The 18,182-nt window shown below is 58.8% G+C and carries 20 protein-coding genes and 1 pseudogene; 10 read left to right on the top strand and 11 right to left on the bottom strand.

The window, feature by feature from the left end:
- The first annotated feature begins 45 nt into the window (after positions 1-45).
- Entirely contained in the window at positions 46-504 is a 459-nt protein-coding gene (gene mntR, locus SPHINGO391_RS00635) for a manganese-binding transcriptional regulator MntR (protein WP_024706458.1), read from the top strand.
- A 7-nt stretch (positions 505-511) separates the two neighbouring features.
- Here the strand turns inward: mntR and SPHINGO391_RS00630 are convergent, their stop codons facing one another.
- The 5 genes from SPHINGO391_RS00630 to SPHINGO391_RS00610 are packed head-to-tail and all read right to left on the bottom strand — an operon-like array spanning position 512 to position 4,885.
- Positions 512-1,165 (bottom strand): thioredoxin domain-containing protein, encoded by a 654-nt coding sequence (locus SPHINGO391_RS00630; RefSeq protein ID WP_152007130.1) that lies wholly within the window; start codon positions 1,163-1,165, stop codon positions 512-514.
- Positions 1,162-1,599: a disulfide bond formation protein B gene (locus SPHINGO391_RS00625; protein ID WP_244615061.1), complete on the bottom strand. Its 438-nt coding sequence runs from the start codon at positions 1,597-1,599 to the stop codon at positions 1,162-1,164. The genes SPHINGO391_RS00630 and SPHINGO391_RS00625 overlap by 4 nt, the downstream gene beginning before the upstream one ends.
- The gene (lspA, locus tag SPHINGO391_RS00620) at positions 1,586-2,071 is read right to left on the bottom strand and encodes a signal peptidase II (protein WP_152007129.1); all 486 of its coding nucleotides are present in this window, start codon (positions 2,069-2,071) and stop codon (positions 1,586-1,588) included. The genes SPHINGO391_RS00625 and lspA overlap by 14 nt, the downstream gene beginning before the upstream one ends.
- The gene (locus tag SPHINGO391_RS00615) at positions 2,068-2,691 is read right to left on the bottom strand and encodes a methyltransferase (RefSeq protein WP_035521235.1); all 624 of its coding nucleotides are present in this window, start codon (positions 2,689-2,691) and stop codon (positions 2,068-2,070) included. The genes lspA and SPHINGO391_RS00615 overlap by 4 nt, the downstream gene beginning before the upstream one ends.
- A gap of 4 nt (positions 2,692-2,695) precedes the next feature.
- Positions 2,696-4,885, bottom strand: a complete 2,190-nt coding sequence (locus tag SPHINGO391_RS00610) for a heavy metal translocating P-type ATPase (RefSeq protein ID WP_152007158.1) — start codon at positions 4,883-4,885, stop codon at positions 2,696-2,698.
- Positions 4,886-5,033: 148 nt separating this feature from the next.
- On the opposite strand from SPHINGO391_RS00610, the gene SPHINGO391_RS00605 reads away from it, so the two are divergent.
- Positions 5,034-5,474, top strand: coding sequence for a helix-turn-helix domain-containing protein (locus SPHINGO391_RS00605; RefSeq protein WP_152007128.1), 441 nt, complete (start codon positions 5,034-5,036; stop codon positions 5,472-5,474).
- Between the two features lie 255 nt (positions 5,475-5,729).
- Positions 5,730-6,443, top strand: coding sequence for a heparan-alpha-glucosaminide N-acetyltransferase (locus tag SPHINGO391_RS00600; protein WP_152007127.1), 714 nt, complete (start codon positions 5,730-5,732; stop codon positions 6,441-6,443).
- Here the strand turns inward: SPHINGO391_RS00600 and SPHINGO391_RS00595 are convergent.
- The 6 genes and pseudogenes from SPHINGO391_RS00595 to SPHINGO391_RS25150 form a co-directional block, all read right to left on the bottom strand.
- Positions 6,440-7,486 (bottom strand): murein L,D-transpeptidase family protein, encoded by a 1,047-nt coding sequence (locus SPHINGO391_RS00595; protein WP_343200281.1) that lies wholly within the window; start codon positions 7,484-7,486, stop codon positions 6,440-6,442. The two genes, SPHINGO391_RS00600 and SPHINGO391_RS00595, sit on opposite strands and share 4 nt — an antisense overlap.
- A gap of 21 nt (positions 7,487-7,507) precedes the next feature.
- Complete coding sequence (locus SPHINGO391_RS00590; protein ID WP_244615060.1) at positions 7,508-8,176, bottom strand: L,D-transpeptidase; 669 nt, start codon at positions 8,174-8,176, stop codon at positions 7,508-7,510.
- A gap of 126 nt (positions 8,177-8,302) precedes the next feature.
- Positions 8,303-8,863 (bottom strand): L,D-transpeptidase, encoded by a 561-nt coding sequence (locus SPHINGO391_RS00585; protein ID WP_152007126.1) that lies wholly within the window; start codon positions 8,861-8,863, stop codon positions 8,303-8,305.
- 56 nt (positions 8,864-8,919) lie between these two features.
- Positions 8,920-9,264, bottom strand: a complete 345-nt coding sequence (locus SPHINGO391_RS00580; protein WP_152007125.1) for a hypothetical protein — start codon at positions 9,262-9,264, stop codon at positions 8,920-8,922.
- 97 nt (positions 9,265-9,361) lie between these two features.
- Positions 9,362-9,958 carry a DedA family protein gene (locus SPHINGO391_RS00575; protein WP_152007124.1) on the bottom strand — a complete coding sequence of 199 codons (597 nt, stop codon included), beginning with the start codon at positions 9,956-9,958 and terminating at the stop codon, positions 9,362-9,364.
- A gap of 164 nt (positions 9,959-10,122) precedes the next feature.
- Positions 10,123-10,338, bottom strand: a pseudogene (locus SPHINGO391_RS25150) (IS3 family transposase); the annotation flags it as partial.
- A 125-nt stretch (positions 10,339-10,463) separates the two neighbouring features.
- On the opposite strand from SPHINGO391_RS25150, the gene SPHINGO391_RS00565 reads away from it, so the two are divergent.
- The 7 genes from SPHINGO391_RS00565 (at position 10,464) to ctaD (ending at position 18,176) form a co-directional block, all read left to right on the top strand.
- Complete coding sequence (locus SPHINGO391_RS00565; RefSeq protein ID WP_193217138.1) at positions 10,464-10,961, top strand: copper chaperone PCu(A)C; 498 nt, start codon at positions 10,464-10,466, stop codon at positions 10,959-10,961.
- A gap of 535 nt (positions 10,962-11,496) precedes the next feature.
- Positions 11,497-12,309: a peptidoglycan-binding protein gene (locus SPHINGO391_RS00560; RefSeq protein WP_152007121.1), complete on the top strand. Its 813-nt coding sequence runs from the start codon at positions 11,497-11,499 to the stop codon at positions 12,307-12,309.
- Positions 12,299-13,258 carry a cation diffusion facilitator family transporter gene (locus SPHINGO391_RS00555; protein ID WP_152007120.1) on the top strand — a complete coding sequence of 320 codons (960 nt, stop codon included), beginning with the start codon at positions 12,299-12,301 and terminating at the stop codon, positions 13,256-13,258. The genes SPHINGO391_RS00560 and SPHINGO391_RS00555 overlap by 11 nt, the downstream gene beginning before the upstream one ends.
- Positions 13,230-13,592: an STAS/SEC14 domain-containing protein gene (locus tag SPHINGO391_RS00550; RefSeq protein ID WP_152007119.1), complete on the top strand. Its 363-nt coding sequence runs from the start codon at positions 13,230-13,232 to the stop codon at positions 13,590-13,592. Before SPHINGO391_RS00555 ends, SPHINGO391_RS00550 begins: the two co-directional genes overlap by 29 nt.
- A gap of 248 nt (positions 13,593-13,840) precedes the next feature.
- Positions 13,841-14,641: a cytochrome c oxidase assembly protein gene (locus SPHINGO391_RS00545; RefSeq protein ID WP_193217137.1), complete on the top strand. Its 801-nt coding sequence runs from the start codon at positions 13,841-13,843 to the stop codon at positions 14,639-14,641.
- A complete protein-coding gene (coxB, locus tag SPHINGO391_RS00540) occupies positions 14,638-15,633 on the top strand; it encodes a cytochrome c oxidase subunit II (RefSeq protein WP_152007117.1) in 996 nt (331 codons plus the stop codon). The genes SPHINGO391_RS00545 and coxB overlap by 4 nt, the downstream gene beginning before the upstream one ends.
- Positions 15,630-18,176: a cytochrome c oxidase subunit I gene (gene ctaD, locus SPHINGO391_RS00535; RefSeq protein ID WP_152007116.1), complete on the top strand. Its 2,547-nt coding sequence runs from the start codon at positions 15,630-15,632 to the stop codon at positions 18,174-18,176. The genes coxB and ctaD overlap by 4 nt, the downstream gene beginning before the upstream one ends.
- Positions 18,177-18,182: the final 6 nt, after the last annotated feature.

Here is an 18,182-nt window from a genome sequence, read left to right as displayed (position 1 = left end):
GACCAACATATTGTCAATCGGGCAGCGATCCGGCATTGTCCTCTGATGATTGACCAAACTTCACAGTCTAGCGACGATCTCGCGCCGGACAGCCGCGCCCCCGAAGCACAAGCCAACGGGTTCGCGACCGTACGCGAGGCGCGGCGTAACGAGTTGGCCGAAGATTATGTCGAACTGATCGCCGACCTGATCCACCAGTATGGCGAGGCACGTCCGGTCGATATCGCCGAGCGGTTTGGCGTTCGCGCGCCGACCGTGACCAAAACGCTGAACCGCTTGGCGCGCGAAGGACTGATCACCCGCGAGAAGTACCGTTCAGTGTTCCTGACGGAAGCAGGTCGGACGCTGGCACAGGAATGCCGCCGTCGCCACGAAATCGTACTGCGGTTCCTGATCCGTCTCGGACTTGACCCCGAAACGGCGGAGCGTGATGCCGAGGGGATTGAACATCATGTCAGCGAGCAGACACTCGCCCTGTTCGAATCCTATGCCAATCGGCCCTAGCGGAACCTCACGTACTCTCGACCGCGCTGCGGACTTCAGCGATGAGGCCGTCCAAACTGGGTTCCGATAGTTCGCGCCCGTTTAGAAAAAAGGTGGGAGTCTGACGGATACCCACCGCTTCGACATCTGCCTTATCCTGGTTCAGAATTGCTGTAATTCCGGGAAACAACCTGTCGCTCTTGGCCCGTTCCAGATCAAGCCCGGCAGCCGCCGCGATCTGCCAGGCCAAGTCCATACGCGGTGCGCCGTGCACAGCCCATGCTGGTTGCTGCTTCAGGATGGCATTGAGCACAGGTTCAAACTTGTCCTGCATTCGTGCGGTCTCCAGGATACGCACCGCCTCGTCCGATCCTTCATGGAATACAGTGTAGCGCATGACGACGCGCACCTGCTCCGGGAACTCTTCGCGTATTGCCTGAACTGCCGGATGAAAGGCCCTGCAGGCCTCGCAGGAGGGATCAAAAAATTCAACAAGGGTGACCGGAGCCTTATCGGGGCCGAAGCTTGGCGAATAATCTCGAATCAACTGCGCCTCATCAACTGCCGGGGTTACTGCCTCGGCCTCGGTCAATTGTTGGCGCCGGGTCAGGAAGAAGGCGCCGCTACCGAAAGCGGCTAGCCCGAGAGCCGAAGCTCCGATCAAGAGAGTGCGTCTGTTCATGCGCGTCTTCCTTTCGATAGAACAAGGCAACTGAGGATCGCTCCAAAGGCGATCAGGGATAGATAGGGAATGGGCAGGCCAAGGATGGTCTGTGCCTGATCGGTGCAGGACGGCCCGGTTTTTGCACAAGGCGTGACAGCCTCTTGGATCCAGCCGGAGTAAAGGCCGGAATGCCAACCCGCCAACATCAGGCCGGCCGCTGCCAACGGCAGGCCGTAGGGTCGGGCCATGCCGTCGGCACGCCAGATCGAAAGGCCGAAGATGGGCACCAGGGGAAACATGGCAATGCGTTGGTACCAGCAAAGAGTACAGGGCATCTGTTCGAGCACTTCCCCAATGAAGAGAGCGCCAAGTGTTGCGGCCAGAGCGATTACGAACGCCGCCAGCAAGGGCATATCCTCGCCGGACAATGATTGAGGGTCAGGATTGGTCAACGACGGTGTCCTTGGATCGGTGTGAAGCGAATGTGGCGAACACGATAAACAGAGCGCCAAACGTAATCGCAATATCGGCTGTGTTAAAAGTTGGCCAGCGCCAGCCCTGAAAAGAGAGATCTATGAAATCAGTGACTGCGCCCTGTCGCAACCGATCAACCACATTGCCAAGCGCGCCACCCACTATCAGAGAAAATCCGATCTGTTCGACCGGGTGACGCGCCCGAAATGCCATGATGGCGAGGACCACGGTCAAGGTGCCGGTCAGCGCGGCCATGACCAGCGGTTTACCAGCCATGAGGTCAGAGAACAGACCAAAGCTCACCCCTTCATTAAAGCCGAGCGTCAGATCCAATCCGGGCAAAACTGCCACTGAATTACCCTGCAAGAGCAGCGACAAGGCCGCCGCCTTGGTCAGTTGATCAGCGGTTGTTGTGGCTCCGATCAATGCCCACACCCACCGAGCGTTCATGGCCTTATACCGCGACGCATGCTAACCCAACGCGGCACAGTTGCGGCATACTGCTCATAATCCCGCCCCAACGCTTGGCTAAGTATAGCCTCCTCGGAACGAACCTGTATCGAGGCTGACCAGAAAAAGATCAGCGGGGCAAGAATCGTCGGGATTGCTGGAACCGCTAGACTGATACCGGCCAGAAGCATGAATTGACCGACAAAGGTGGGATTGCGGCTGAACCGATAGAGTCCGTCCGAGACTAGGTTGCCGGTCGCTCCCTCGGTTACACCAACGCGCCACGAACTCCCCATCGACATTTGCGCCGCGAAGGCAAGCATCGCGCCGATCCCTGCTACGAACACGCCGATCAGACCAAGCGCTGCTGTAGAGCCTCGGCTCCAGAACGGATCCATCTCGCGCAAGACAGGCATCACCAACCAAAGTAGCGGCGCAACAGAAGCCAGAACAAAGGCCGCACGGAACCCCATTGCGGCCCATCGGTCACGTCCCCTGGCACGGCCAAACAGCCATACCGGCTTTCCCGCTGCCCGTGCTGCGATCGCGCTGCCCCAGAAGAAAAGGGAAAGGTAGCCAAAAAGAAGGACCAGCACGGACCAACCAAAGCTGGAAATCATGATATCAGGCCTCCTGCTCTGGATTGAAACGCAGCAGCCGCAACGCGTTCAGCGTGACGAGCACCGTCGCTCCGGTATCGGCCATAATCGCGATCCAGAGACCGGTCAGCCCCAAAACGGATGTCACGAGGAAGACCGCTTTCAGACCGAGCGCAATGGTAACGTTCTGGCGAATGTTGGCCATTGCCGCACGGGTAAGCCGGATGGTCGCCGGAATGTCGGTCACCCGGTCACGCAGGATGGCCGCATCGGCCGTTTCGAGCGCGACATCGGTCCCCGATCCCATGGCTACGCCAACGCTTGCCTGCTTGAGGGCTGGGGCGTCATTGATGCCGTCTCCGATCATCATCACGCCGCCATGTTCGCTCATGTCGCGAATGGCTTTAAGCTTGTCTTCGGGCATCATGTCGGCCTGATATTCCATGCCCAGGTTTTGCGCTATTGCCGCTGCCGTACGCGGATTGTCTCCGGTCAGGATGATGGGTGTAATACCGATGGCTCTCAGCTGGCGAACCGCTTCGGGCGCATCGGAGCGCGGTTCGTCACGCACAGCGATAATGCCGAGCGGGGTTTTCTCGCGGAAGACCACCACAGCGGTCTTGCCCTCTTCCTCAAACGTTGTGGTCTGGGCGAGGTCAGACTCGTCAATGCCGGCGTTCTCCCTGGCATATCCGGGCGAAGCCACCCAAGCGGAAGCGCCTCCCACAGTGGCGGTCACACCCTTGCCCATCAGCGCCTTTGCATCGCGTGCCGGTGGGATCACTATGCCTTCTTCCTCGGCCTTGCGCAAAATGGCGACAGCCAAGGGATGGCTAGAGCCGCCTTCTACGCCCGCCGCGACAGAGAGAAGCTCGGCCTCGGTTGTTTTTCCCAAAGTCACGACGTCTGTCACCACCGGTCGCCCATGGGTCAACGTCCCGGTCTTGTCGAAGGCCACGCGGCTCACCTTGGCAGTCGCTTCAATCACCGCGCCGCCTTTCAAGAGAAGGCCCCGCCGCGCACCGGTGGAAAGTGCCGAAGCGATGGAGGCGGGAACCGAGATCACGAGGGCACAGGGGCAGCCTATCAACAAGAGCGCCAGCCCGCGGTAAACCCAGGTATCCCAAGGCTGGCCAAAAGCCAGTGGCGGCACGAGCACGACCAGCGCCGCGACAGTGACGATTGCAGGCATGTACCAGCGGCTGAAGCGGTCGATAAACCGCTCGGTCGGCGCGCGAGCCTCCTCGGCCTCTTCCACGAGGCGAATGATGCGTGAGATGGTGTTGTCTTCGGCGGCTTTGGTTACGGTAATCCGCAGGGCGGCTTCGGTATTGATCGATCCTGCAAATACAGGATCGCCCGGACCTTTGTTCACCGGCACACTTTCACCAGTTACCGGACTGTCGTCCACCCCGGAGGTGCCTTCTGTGATCTCGCCGTCTGCCGGAATACGATCGCCGGGACGGACGAGCACGATCTGTCCTATAGCAAGACTTGCTGCCGGCACTTCGCGTGTGACGCCGTCCATTTCCAGAAGCGCCGTTTTCGGGACGAGATTGGCAAGCGCCCGTATCCCGTCGCGCGCCTTGCCTGCCGCCACGCCTTCCAGGACTTCGCCCACTGCAAAGAGGAAAACAACCAGTGCCGCCTCTTCCGCCGCATTGATGAACAGTGCGCCGATAGCGGCAACCGTCATGAGGCTTTCGATGGTGAAAGGCTGCCCCACGCGCAAAGCGACAAACGCGCGGCGGGCAATGGGGGTAACTCCGATCAGACACGCGGCGACAAAGGCCCATTTTCCCACCTCTGGCACAATCAGTTCCACTCCCCAGGCTATCATGAGAAGCAAGGCGGTAAAAATCACCAGTCTGCCCTTGGCCGTCTGGTACCACCGCTTGCCTCGATCTGCGGGATCGTCATGTACGTGTCCGGGACTGCCATGACCGGAATGATCTTTTGCCTTGCCGCCGGCCTGGGAGTGGCCGGTACAGCTTGCACTCTGATCGACAGCTTCGTCCTGCACCGCCGTCGCGACGCGCGGTTCGATACCGTAACCGAGCGCACGAACAGTTCTTTCAACCTTGTCGCGGCCGGTTTCACCTTCGTCCAGCGTCAGGCGCAGGCGTTCGGACATAATGCCGACCTCGACGCCGGTGACTCCTGGCAGCCTTGCCACGGCGTCCTTGACCTTCGTCGCACAAGACCCGCAGTCCATGCCAGATACAGTCCAGTCGCAACTGATTCCCTTTTTTGCTTCCGTTTCCGACACATTTTTTCCTTCGCTCAACAGGGGTTTCTCGGGCTTGATATCGTCAGCCACCCCTTTTAATGTCTCTAGCTACTGTAGCTTCAAGAGAAGAATTATGCTGACCATTGGAAAACTTGGGCAGGCGGCGGGGGTCAAGGTGCCGACCATCCGCTATTATGAGCAAATCGGCTTGTTGCCGGAGGCTGAGCGTAGCGCTGGAAACCAGAGACTCTACAGCCGTAAGGCGCTTGACCGTCTAACCTTCGTCCGACATGCGCGTGAACTTGGTTTTACGCTTGACGCAATCCGCGATCTGCTCAGCCTCTCTGACCATCCTGATCAGCCGTGCGCAGCAGCCGATGCGATAGCCAAAGCTCAATTGGCGGAAATAGAGAAACGCCTCGCACGTCTCGCCTCGCTGAAAGTTGAACTCAATCGCATGGTTGTGCAGTGCGCAGGTGGCAAGATTGCAGATTGCCGAGTTATTGAGGTGTTGAGCGATCATTCGCTTTGTGCGACCGATCACCGTCACTTGCAGGACGAAAAGGATCATTAATCCGTTTGGATTGTTTATCATCCATGCGGCGGCACCGCTGGTTGAAATGGGTGGCTTATTGCCTGCTGGGCTTCGATGGCGCTGGGGGGAGAGGGTCCTGTGGCCGCTGGCAGCCGCAGGACAACGGCTGGACACTCCGTTCTGAAAGGCGCTGAAAACAATGTTCTTGGGGCTGGCATGTATGCACTGCGGAAGCGAGAGAGTTCAGAAATATCCGTCGCTTAACGGTCGGCGAACAAGGTGAGGTTGAAAAGCATGAGAAAAAACAGATTGCTAGCCGTTGACGCAGCACGAGGGACGGCAATTGCCGGCGTGGTTCTTTTCCATTTCGTCTGGGATCTGGAATTCACGGGATTTGTATCGGGCGTGGCTTTCCATCCGCTGTGGCTCGCATTCGGGCGTTTGCTGGCCGGAAGCTTCATGTTCCTTACAGGAGTGAGTCTGGTTCTGGCGCATGGCACAGAGTTGAGAGCTCGGACGTTTTTCCGCCGGTTGGCCATCATTGTTGTCGCGGCCTTGGCGATAAGCGTTGTGACATGGTTCACATTCCCCAACGCATTTGTTTACTTTGGAATCCTGCATTCGATCGCGGTCGCAAGTCTCCTCGGGGTGATGTTTCTCAGGCTCCCGGCTTTGGCCAGCCTGTTTGCCGGCCTGGCGATAATGGCGCTTCCCTGGTACCTATCGCTGCCTGCTTTCGATCCCCGCTGGCTAGCCTGGATCGGCCTTTCAGCCAACCCACCTCTCAGCAATGATTTCGTTCCGGTGTTTCCCTGGGCAGGCATTACACTTCTTGGCATCAGCTTCGCCAAGGTCGTGGACATCAGTAAGAGCAGGATGGCCAGTGCGGGTGCGGATAGCACCATCTTCGCCAGGCTCGGCTGGCTGGGCCGCCACACCCTGCCGATCTATCTGCTTCACCAACCCGTGATGCTGGCGATCATCGTTCCTCTGTCGCGCCTGTTTTAGCGGGCTTTCGGTCCAGCGCCGAAGGGATCGGCAAGCGCTGCTTTCGGCCGACTAACGGGGACAGAAGTCGATGAAGTGATTTCCGACAAATATTGCGGGCCCTTCTTGGCCAGAATTTTTCGGAAAATCGGATTCATTCCACCATCCGAATAAGCAAGGCCGACATTCTGGCCATCTCTGAGCAGTTCTTTCATTCTCTCAATATCCCGCTCCGACTTCTCGGCCACTTGCTGGATCTCCGGTTCAAATGCCGGACATTGTCCAAGCGGATTAGCGGGCACATTGCCGTTGACGGGTTCGCCAAACCTGTAGCGTCCCTCGCAGAATTGAAATCGGGGAGTCTGGCGCAAAACTTCAAAGCGATCATACCCGGCCTTGAGATCCATCCAGAAATCGAAATTTGGGTCTTCTCGGCGCGCGGCAAGGTTTTCTGGCGTCATCCGAAACGGATACGACTGGACTTGAACAGCCTGTTGCCCGCCACGCAAGGCATCCCGGACAAGGGCGTAAACTTCCGCAACATGCTCGTCAGAAATAGCAAAACAACCCGAGGAAGAACATGCTCCGTGAACCATCAGGGCCGAACCGGTATAGCCCTTTGCGCGCTCCAGCCGGTTCGGATAGCCGAGATCGAAGGAAAGGTAGTATTGCGACTTCGGGTTCAATCCACCTAGACCCACAGTGTAGAAACCTTCAGGTGCCTGACGGTCACCTTCGAGTTTTTTTGGGCCCAAAACGCCCGACCATCGGCACATCGGATAAGTCTTCATCAGCGCATACTTGCCGGTCGCGTTTTGCTTCCAAACTTCCAGTTCACTCTCCTGTTTGAAGATGCGAACCAGCACCGGATCTGCGGGCTTCATGCCCATCTCCCGCATTTGCGCAATTGTCTTTTGGGGGATAGGAATATTGCCTCGGTCATCAAGCTCAAGCGTCGTCGTCACACATCCAGACGCTATCACGCCCGCCAAAAGGACACCGATCAAGCTGGGTCGAAACCCTCGTTTTGTTTGTCGCTTGGACCCGATCATCTTCAGCATCATTTCCGTTTCTTGCCTTTGGCGTCAGATCACTATCAGCCGGGCTCCGCTGGTGACCCGGCCATAGAGATCAACAACATCCTGATTGATCATGCGCACACACCCGCTCGACACAGATTTACCTATTGTCCAGTATTCCGGCGATCCATGGATGCGATAGAGCGTGTCCACACCGTCCTGGAAGATGTAGAGGGCTCGCGCGCCGAGCGGATTGTTTAGCCCGGGCGGCATGCCGCCATTGCTGGCGCTCCATTTTGCCAACTCAGGTTGTCGCGCGATCATTTCTTCGGGCGGAGTCCATTTCGGCCAAGCCTGCTTCCATTGGATCACGCCTTCACCCGACCACTCGAAACCCTGCCGGCCAAGGCCAACGCCATAACGCATGGCTTTTCCATTCTCCTGGATCAGATGAAGAAAATATGTCTTTGTGTTGACGATTACCGTTCCAACCGGATACGGGCTGGTCAAATCCACCTGCCGCCTCCAGAATTTTGATGGCACCTTGTCTATGTCTATCGCAGGCAAGGGGAACTGTTCGCCGGGCATCGGCCCGTACATTGCTCGTACATTGCTCAACTTTGGATTTGGCGAAGGTTTCTCGTCCAGCTGACCGGTCTGAGTTGCGGTTGTGCATCCGGACAAGGCCAGCACTGAAGAGCCCGCTGCTCCAACAATGAATTGACGCCGGTTCATGTGTTTTCATCTTTCACGAATGTGTGCATGGTTGACTCGCTTAATAACGTCATCGGGGAAACGAGCCGCAGAATCAGAGATGATTTGCGGCTCACAATTATCTAGATTCGAAGAATGGCGTTTCTTCTACAGCACCACAACCTGGGCGCCGACCGGCACCCGCTCAAAGAGATCTTCGACATGTTCGTTGATCATGCGAATGCAGCCATTCGAGACAGAACGCCCGATTGAAGATGGTTCTGTAGTACCATGGATGCGGTAGAGCGTGTCACGCCCATCTCGATATAAGTAGAGGGCTCGCGAGCCTAGCGGGTTGTTTGGCCCACCGGGCACACCCTTGGCAAAGCGCGCGTACTTCTTCGGGTTGCGCCTGATCATGTTTGCCGTAGGAGTCCATGACGGCCACTTGGCCTTTCGACCAACCTTTGCTTGTCCGCGGAATGCGAGACCTGCGCGACCCACTCCGACCCCGTAGCGGCGTGCCTTTCCAGCACCCATCTGCAAATAGAGAAAATGGTTGCTGGGGTCGACAACTATAGTTCCGGGCTCGTAACCGCTAAAGCGCACGGTTTGCGGCTCGAATTTCTCGTCCAGTTTATACTTTTCGTCATGGGCGTAGGCAGGAAGCCCACAGGAGGTGGCAAGGCCAGCGCCAAGGCCAAACAGCAGTCCTCTTCTCGAAATCATGTTTCACACTCACGTCGTTGAATTTTCCGATTGGCGCAATATGCGCATTTGGCTATTCAAGCGTGAGCGTCTGGTGGCCGCGGGACCACGTATCCGATATTGAAGAGAAGCAAGACTTTGAAGCTAGCATCATGCTCCTGCACCTCGTTCATACTCGCTGAAACAGTCGAGACAGCAAATACTGCAAAGTGCATCTGACAGTGCACGGAAACTTTGCTTCCGCTTTTCTCGCCCAGCGGGATTTCGTCTGAACCAAGTGCAAGTCCACTGGCCATTTCATCGCATTCGACGGCTTCACCAAAGCTTTGGCACACAGAAACCAAATCCACCTCACTGGACGGATGCGCCAGCGCCGGAAGCGCCAGCAGCAATGCTGAAATGAAGGTCAATACGCGTATCATCTGACCCTTTTCGCCTCATTGATACAATTTGTCTACATGAACCATGATTAAGTTTTCGTGAAGAATGACCCTGCGATCAGCAGCGAGCGAGACTGTGTCAAGTCGGTTGCTCCTCAACTTTTGGAACTGGGACAGCTATCTGGTTCATCCGCCACCATGCGAAAACCGTGAGGACGACCAAAGCGACAAGAAAAGCAATACTTGCAAAGCCCCAGCCTGTTTCCACGGCTTTTTCTACCTGCGCACCGAAAACGAAGCCCACCGAGACCAAGCAGGCGGTCCAAATCATGGCCGATCCTGCATTCAAAATCGTAAATCTGCCCCATGACATTGATCCGAGACCGACGGGCAACGCGCCGATGGTCCGCATACCCTTGGGGTACCTGTAAAGAAAGATGTAGGCCCAACCGTACTTTGCAAGTAAAGCTCTTGCTACAACACTCGCTCTTTGAGCAAATTGCCATCTATTTAGCCAAGCATCTCCAAATCGTCTGGCAATGAAGAACCGTACTTCGTCACCCAGGTACCCGCCGGCAAAAGTCGCGACTAAGACAATATGCAAATCTAAAATTTGTGTTTGAGCCGCATAACCCGCGAACAAAGGCAGACTACCACTTTTCAACATGCAGTATACAAAAAGCAGGACGTAGATCCACAGACCGTACTCCCGTATCAGCTCCGATATACCGTCCATGTCACTTCACCCCCTCAATCTGCTCAGAACAAACAACCAACCCACTGTGTACGGGCTACACACTCCATCAGATTTGCCCTTCACATAGATCTGCCTGCTTAATGCACGGTGGTCGTGGACATGTAATCAAAGTCGGTTGCGCAGAATGAACAGCTCCGAGTGTTCTAGATACCCTTGGACGTCATTTTATGCTGCTGCTCGAACGCGACGGACGACAGCATCCCATTCCTGACAGGCTTGCGTGTGGAGTTGTCGAGCACCTCGATGTAGTCGAACACATCCGGTCTGGCCTTAACGCGGGCCTTGTAAGTTCATCGTCTCGTCATCTCGTGTTTAAGCAAATTGAAAAAGCTCTCGGCAATGGCGTTATCATGAGAGTTTCTCCATCAGTTCACCCCCTCTGGCGGCTGAATTGCGAAAGCACCATTGCGAGGGGAAATAAGAATGTGCAACGATCCGTGGTAAAAGATATCGGTAAGCCCGACATGCTCGAATGAGGAAACCCATGAGATCAGCACTCTGTTTGATTACGGCAAGTCTATTTTTTTTTGTGGTCCCGTCGATTGCGGGTACCAGCATCTCGTTGAATGCCAGCAATGACCTCGTTGTCGAACATGCCGTGATCGTCCAGCCGACAATTGGTGTCCAGGAGACGACGGGATTTCTTACCATTTGGAACGGAACACGGGAACCAGTGAGACTCGCTTCGGTGGAGAGTGATGCCTTCGGCAAGATATCCATTCGCCGGACAGAGATGACAAAGGTGCAGGACATGCCTGACCCGGTTTACGGGAAGGTTCCCATACCGGGTCGTGCAGAGCTATTGATGAGACCAGACGGTGTATATCTCACCTTGGGCGAACCTAAGAGAAACGTCGAGACGCTCACTGAAATAGACATGGTTCTGGTGTTTGACAGTGGGCGGCGTATAGCCGTTTCTGCAACATGGATTCGAACAGACACGCAAATGGAAGACCACCATCACGGTCAAGGAGATGCATAGCGCGAACCTTGAACCAGTCGTATTCAAAAACGCAACGGGTTGCTGTAGATTCTGGGCGGCCTCGACTTACCCAGGTGGGCTAAACAACTCGCAGATTTCTGGATATTCTGGTACTGCGGACCCCAAAACACGAACTGGATTAAACCCGGCTACGGGGCGATGGTTCGATGTAAAACCTTGTGACCCAATTAACAGAATTATCTATGTGGCCAACACCGTGGACGCGGGAGCCGTTTTTGCCGCCTGTAGTAGTGTCTATTCCACAGCGTCGGTTATGCGAATGTAGCGGTAGAAGACACAGAACTCCGAAATTAGACCTTTGGCGTATCACCACATGGTTTTGAAGCGACAACTCTTCTGGAGGCTCCGCTGCAGCAGCTACTGGGGACGATTCGCATCTTTTTGAATTCCGATGCGATGGAACAAATCCGCGCCCTATGAGTTTGCCGCCCAAGGACGCCTCAGTGTGCTATGCGCGCGAAGCGGGTGCGCGGGACGGAGCAAATGCGAAGGGCAGCATTGTGAAGGAGCGGTGGTGAACAACCTATGGCTGATAACTGGCCTCGCGCTCCTACCGGGGCTCGGCAATTTTGCTGGCGCAATGGTCGCTGAGTTCGTCCGAACATCGCCACGACTTCTGAATTTGGCGCTCCATGCGTCGTCGGGCATCGTCATTGGCGTGGTAGCGATCGAGCTGATGCCCGAAGCACTCGACAATCTCGCCGGCTGGTGGATCGCCGTCGCCTTCGCGGCAGGCGGAGCGATCTATATCGGCACCGAAACGCTGATCGTGAAGATAAAGCCGTCGCGGGAGAGCGGCGGAAGCACTGAAATGTGGATGATTTATGTTGCGGTAGCTGTCGACCTCTCCGGTGATGGCTTGATGATAGGCTCCGGCACTGCGGTCGGTGCCTCGCTTGCCGTTGTGTTGGCCGCGGGGCAGGTACTGGCCGACTTTCCGGAGGGATACTCGGTCGTGGCAAACCTCAAAGAGAACGGCGTGTCGCGCAAGCGGCGGATCGCGGTCTCGTTGTCATTCCCTCTCTATTGCCTCGGGACGGCTTTGCTTGCATGGTTCCTGCTGCGAAGCGCGCCGGATGCAGCGAAATACGCCGCGCTGAGCTTCGTCGCCGGGCTCCTGTCGGTCGCAGCTGTCGAGGACATGCTCGAGGAGGCACACGAGGCCGCGAGCGACAACCGCCTCTCGGCACTGGCCTTCGTCGGCGGATTCGTTCTCTTTACCTTGGTTTCCGCCGGTCTGGAGACAGTTATGGCCAGCGGTGGCGGATCGACCGGCCAGAGCAGTTCAGTGATCGAGCAAAGCGGGACGTATGCAAATGCCCAATGACCACACCCACATCAACCCAGAATCAGGCGATCGCCGGGTTTCCATTGCAATATGGGCGAACGGAATTCTCACTGTCGCGCAGATAGCCGGGGGAATTCTTTCCGGCAGCCTTGCTCTGATCGCTGATGCGCTGCACAACTTCTCCGACATGGCCTCGTTGGTCATTGCCTTTGCCGCGCGCAAGATTTCGCGGCGCCCCCCGGACGAGCGCATGACATTCGGCTATGGTCGCATCGAGATTGTCGCGGCGCTGATAAACTACACCACGCTTATTCTTGTCGGCTTCTACCTGATCTATGAGGGCGGAATGCGGATGATCGACCCGCCCCAGGTCCAGGGCTGGACGGTCGTCATCCTGGGGGGGGTCGCACTCGCGGTCGACACGCTGACTGCGATGCTCACTTATTCGATGCAGAAGGGCAGCGTGAACATCCGCGCGCTGTTCCTGCACAACCTTTCGGATGCGCTGGCATCCGTCGCCGTCATCATCGGTGGCACACTCATCATTCTCTATGACATGCGCTGGGTCGACCCGGCGATCACCATCGGTATCGCGCTCTACATCCTCTATTTGGCCTTCACCGAGATCGGCAATCCGGTCCGGACACTGATGCTGGGCAGCCCGCCGGAGATCGACGGCGGCGATGTCGTCCAAACCGTGCGCGAAGTCGACGGCGTGGAAGATGTGCATCATGTGCATCTCTGGCAAATGCAGGAGCATGAGGCGGCACTCGACTGCCACGTAGTCGTCGCCGCGGACGGGTGGTCGCGGATCGAGGATATCAAGAACGAGATCAAGGACAGGCTGAACGATCGGTTCGGCATCGCGCATTCCACCCTTGAATTCGAGCATGAGAACCGAGCGCACGAAAATGCTGACCTCTATGGTCACGGCAATCCCGAAGAACAGGAGGAAGACCATGTTCACCGAGACCCGGACAAATCGTGACGACGTCATCGGAATCGCCTGCGAGGGCAAGCTCAGCGAAAGCGATCTCGAGCGGATGCACGCGTTGCTGCATGAGCGACTTGCATCTGTAGAAGAGCCCGGCCTCGTGGTCGATTTGACGAAGTTCGAAGGGTACACGGGCCTCGCTTCAATGCGAGAAGACTTCAAGATGGACACCGCCCATCGAAACGATTTCTCCCGCATCGCCGTCGTCGGCGACGCGGCGTGGCAGCACTGGGGAACCACCTTCGCTAAGGCCTTGACCCATGCCGAGATGCGCTGGTTCGACGCAAGCGCGCTGGACGCGGCTGCGGAATGGGCAGGCGGGGTGTGACTGGACCGCCACCCTCCTGCCGTGCCCACGACTTCCGTGAGCGCGCAGGTCGGCTTCCAACCTGTCTCCTGTCCAGGGCAGTCGCAGCCTTTCGACTCTCCTCACACGGACATATGCCAGGAGCGTGGCCCACTGTCATTTTCTGCGTTGCGGCGATCGTCGCCTCGAGCGCTCGCTCCCATACCGAGGGTACACCGATATCGCCACACGACTTCTGGACCGCATGGTCGCTGCAGCCGAGCGTCGTGGTGCCCATCGCGATCGCGGCGTTGCTCTACGGACGTGGTCTGCGCCTCGCCTGGAGCCGCGCCGGAATCGGCCGCGGCACGGCGGCGTGGCGGGCGGGGCTTTTTTCTTTCGGGATGATCGCACTCTGGGCGGGCCTCGTCTGGCCGCTCGACGCCATCGGCGAAAGCCTCTTCTCCGCCCACATGGCGCAGCACATCGTGCTGATGGGGATGGCCGCCCCGCTCCTCGTGCTGGGTCTTCCGATTCCGACGATGATCCGGGCCCTGCCGCGAGACTGGCAGCGCGGGCTGGCGCACGCTGTCCGCTGGGAGCCATGGCGCAGGTTCTGGGGATTCATCGCCCGCATTGACGTCGCAACCGTTCTGCAACTGCTCGTATTCACTTTGTGGCACATTCCGGCGGCGATCGCGCTGTCGCTCGAAAATGATTTCGTGCACTCGCTGATGCACGGCTCGATCCTTGCCGCAGGGCTCGTGTTCTGGACAGCCATCCTGCGCATGCGAAGCGACGAGTTCGGATTGGCGATCCTGGCTCTCTTTGTGAACTTCAAGTTCTCGCTCATCCTGGGTGCGCTGCTCGCCTTCTCCTCACGTGTCTTTTACGAAAGCTACCTGGATCGCGGCCTCCCTTGGGGCGTCACGCTTTTGGAGGATCAGCAACTCGCGGGCATCCTGATGATGGTTGTCCAGTCAATGATGTATCTGCTGGCCTTGGTCATCCGGGTAGCTCTTCTGCTGCGCTCGCCGGACAGCCGCGTCGCCACCACATTGACACCGCAACCCGGGGGCCTCGCCCGATGACGAGATCCGGGGTCCTCGCGGCGGCGCTGGCGAGCGCCGCCCTCACCGGCTGCCAGGGCGCGCAGTCCGCCTTCGATCCGGCGGGAGTCGAGGCGGAGCGCGTGCTCACCTTGTTCTGGATCATGCTGGCCGGCGGCGCCGCCATCTGGATCGTCGTGATCGGCATCAGCTACTATGCCGTCAAGGGCAAGTCCGGGCCCTATTCGGACCGATCCGGCATTCGGCTGATCGTCTGGGGCGGCTGCGTCTTTCCGGTCGTGGTTCTGGCGGGGCTGCTCTGGTGGGGTCTGACGATGATGCAGGAACTGCGGCGCGCAGCGGACGGACCCACCATCGCCGTCTCCGCTGAACGGTTCTGGTGGCGGGTGGCCTATGCCGTCGATGGCGAGCCCGGCGTCATCCGCAACCTGCCGCGCGGCGGCGTCCCGAGCGCGAACGAGATCTGGATCCCGCTCGGCAAGCGCACCGAGATCCTGTTGAGCAGCCCCGACGTCATCCACTCCTTCTGGGTGCCGCCGCTCGCTGGGAAGATAGACGCCATACCCGGCCGGGTGAACCGTCTGGTGCTGGAGCCCACCAGTCCCGGCGTCTTCAACGGCGCCTGCGCCGAGTACTGCGGTACGGCCCACACCTATATGGGATTCCGCGTCGTCGTTGTGCCCCAAGCGGAGTTCGAAGCCTACGTCGCGTCGCAGGCGCTCCCCGCCGCAGTGGTTGACGGTCCCGGTGCCGGATTGTTCCTGCAGAACGGCTGCGCCGCCTGCCACACCGTGCGCGGCACCCCCGCGGACGGTGCCGTCGGACCCGACCTGACCCATGTGGCGAGCCGGCGCACAATTGCTGCGGGCGTGCTTCCGACAACCGTGGAAAATTTCGCGGCGTTCATCCGTTCGACCGAGCACCTCAAGCCGGGCGTGGAGATGCCGGGTTTCGGGATGCTCCCCGACGAGGAGATCACCGCAATCGCAAAATGGCTGGGGACGCTAGAATGACCGATACTACGGACCAATCACCCACTTTCGCCGATAAGGAAGACGAAGCGGTCCGCCGCGCGCAGGAGGACCGGCTGCGCGCGGTCTGGGCGGCCCCGAAGGGCTGGCGCTACTGGTCGGCCGTCAACAACACCGAAGTCGGCATCTGGTACACGGCGCTGTCCTTCATCTTCATGCTGTTTGCCGGCGTGCTGGCGCTCATCATGCGGGCGCAACTGGCGTTGCCGGAGAACGACCTCGTCACGCCCGACTTCTACAATCAGGCGTTCACGCTGCACGGCACGGCGATGATGTTTCTCTTCGCTGTGCCCATCTTCGAGGCGGTTGCGATCATCCTGCTGCCGCAGTTGCTCGGCGCACGCGACCTGCCATTCCCGCGGCTTTCTGCGTTCGGGTTCTGGTGCTTCCTCATCGGCGGCGTTTTCGTCATGGGCTCGATCTTCTTCGGTCAGGCGCCGAGTTCGGGCTGGTTCATGTATCCGCCCCTGACAACGGAGGAGGAATTCACGCCGGGCTACGGACCCGACATCTGGCTGCTCGGCCTGTCGTTCATTGAAATCGCCTCCCTCGCCGCGGCGGTCGAACTTATCGTTGGCACTTTGAAGTGCCGTCCGCCGGGAATGCGGCTCAACCTGATGCCGCTCTACGCCTGGTATGTGCTGGTCGTCGCCGGCATGATCCTGTTCGCCTTTCCGCCCCTGATCGCAGGTGACATCCTCTTCGAACTCGAGCGTTTATTCGACTGGCCGTTCTTCGACCCCAGTCGCGGCGGCGATCCGGTTCTATGGCAGCATCTGTTCTGGATTTTTGGCCATCCGGAGGTCTACATCGTGTTCCTGCCGGCGATCGCGCTTGTCGCCATGATCGTGCCGACCTTCGCGCAAAGGCCGATCCTCGGTTATTCCTGGATCGTGCTCGCCGCGGTCGGCACCGGCTTCATCTCTTTCGGGCTGTGGGTGCATCACATGTACACAACCGGGCTGCCCTCGATCTCGCTCGGCTTCTTCTCGGCTGCGTCCGAAGCGGTGGCGATCCCGACGGGAGTGCAGATCTTCGTCTTCATTGCGACGCTTCTAACCGGACATGTAATCCACTCGGTGCCGATGCTGTTCGTGTCCGGGGCGCTCGCCAATTTCGTGATCGGCGGGCTCACCGGCGTCATGGTGGCGCTGGCGCCGTTCGACTGGCAGGCGCACGACACCTATTTCGTCGTGGCACACCTGCACTACGTCCTGATCGGCGGCATGCTGTTTCCGGTCGTCGCGGGCGTCTATTACTACTGGCCACTGGTCAGCGGCCGTAAACTTTCCGACCGGCCAGGCCGGATCGCGTTCTGGCTGATGTTCGCCGGCTTCAACCTTGCTTTCCTGCCGATGCACTACTCCGGCCTTGCCGGCATGCCCCGGCGCGTCTGGACCTATCCGGAAAGTCTCGGCGTCGGCACCGCCAACATGATCTCGAGCGTCGGCGCCTTCGTCTTCGCCAGCGGAATCCTGATCATCGTCTGGGATGTGCTGCGTCCGCGCGGCAAGGAGCCCTACGCCAAACGCAACCCGTGGAACGCAGGCACGCTGGAATGGCTGGTCGAGATGCCGGGCGAGAGCTGGGGCGTCCGTTCCATTCCGGCCGTCACCTCGCGCTATCCGATCTGGGAGCAGCCGAACTTCATCGATGACGTCGACAAGGGCAGGTTCTACCTCCCCGACGCTGCGGAGATGAAGCGCGAGACGATCATCACCTCCGTCCTCGACGGCAAGCCGCTGCAATGCCTGCGCGTACCGGGACCGAGCTTCATGCCGATGATCGCCGCGGTCTTCACCGGAGCGATGTTCATCTTCGCGACCTTCCACTGGTGGGCTGCGACGATCGTCGCGATGGGGCTGTCGACGATCTCGATCATGGTCTGGCTCTGGCGCGGCACCTCCCTGATCCCGGAGAAGCCGGAGAAGGACGTTGGCCTCGGCCTGAAGCTGCCGCTCTACAAGTCCGGGCCGCATTCCGTCGGCTGGTGGGCCATGTTCATCATGATGATGGGCGACGCAACAGCATTCCTCGGCCTGGTCTTCGGCTACTACTACTTCTTCACCATCCACGCGGATTTCCCGCCGCCGTCAACGGTCGGCCCCGGCGTGCTCTGGCCCAGCGTCGCTTTCGGCCTTTTCGCGGTCGCCTGGTCGACGGCCCTCGGCGCACGGCTTTCGAACCAGGCGGGCCGCGTCGGTCGCGCCCGGGTGCTCATGGCGGCAGGCGCGCTCGTTGCCCTCGCCGCCAGTGCGGCGCTCCTCTGGGGACCATATGTCACGGGTCTCCGCCCCACGGCACACGTCTATCCGGCGACGGTCTGGGTGATCACCATCTGGACCGCCGCGCACGGCGTCGCGGGAAGTCTCATGCTTGGATACTGCCTCGCCCGCTCGCTGGCGGGGCGGATGACGCCAGCACACGACATCGATATCTTCAATGTCGCACTTTACTGGCACTTCGTCGGGTTCACGGTGATCGTCACAGTGGGGACGCTCGCCTATCTCCCCGTTCTGATGTGAGGGCGA

It is taken from the genome of Hoeflea sp. EC-HK425 (assembly GCF_902498795.1).
Taxonomy (GTDB): domain Bacteria; phylum Pseudomonadota; class Alphaproteobacteria; order Rhizobiales; family Rhizobiaceae; genus Hoeflea; species Hoeflea alexandrii.
The sequence above is the reverse complement of the archived record's forward strand: the minus strand, read 5'-3'. Positions and strand labels throughout refer to the sequence as shown.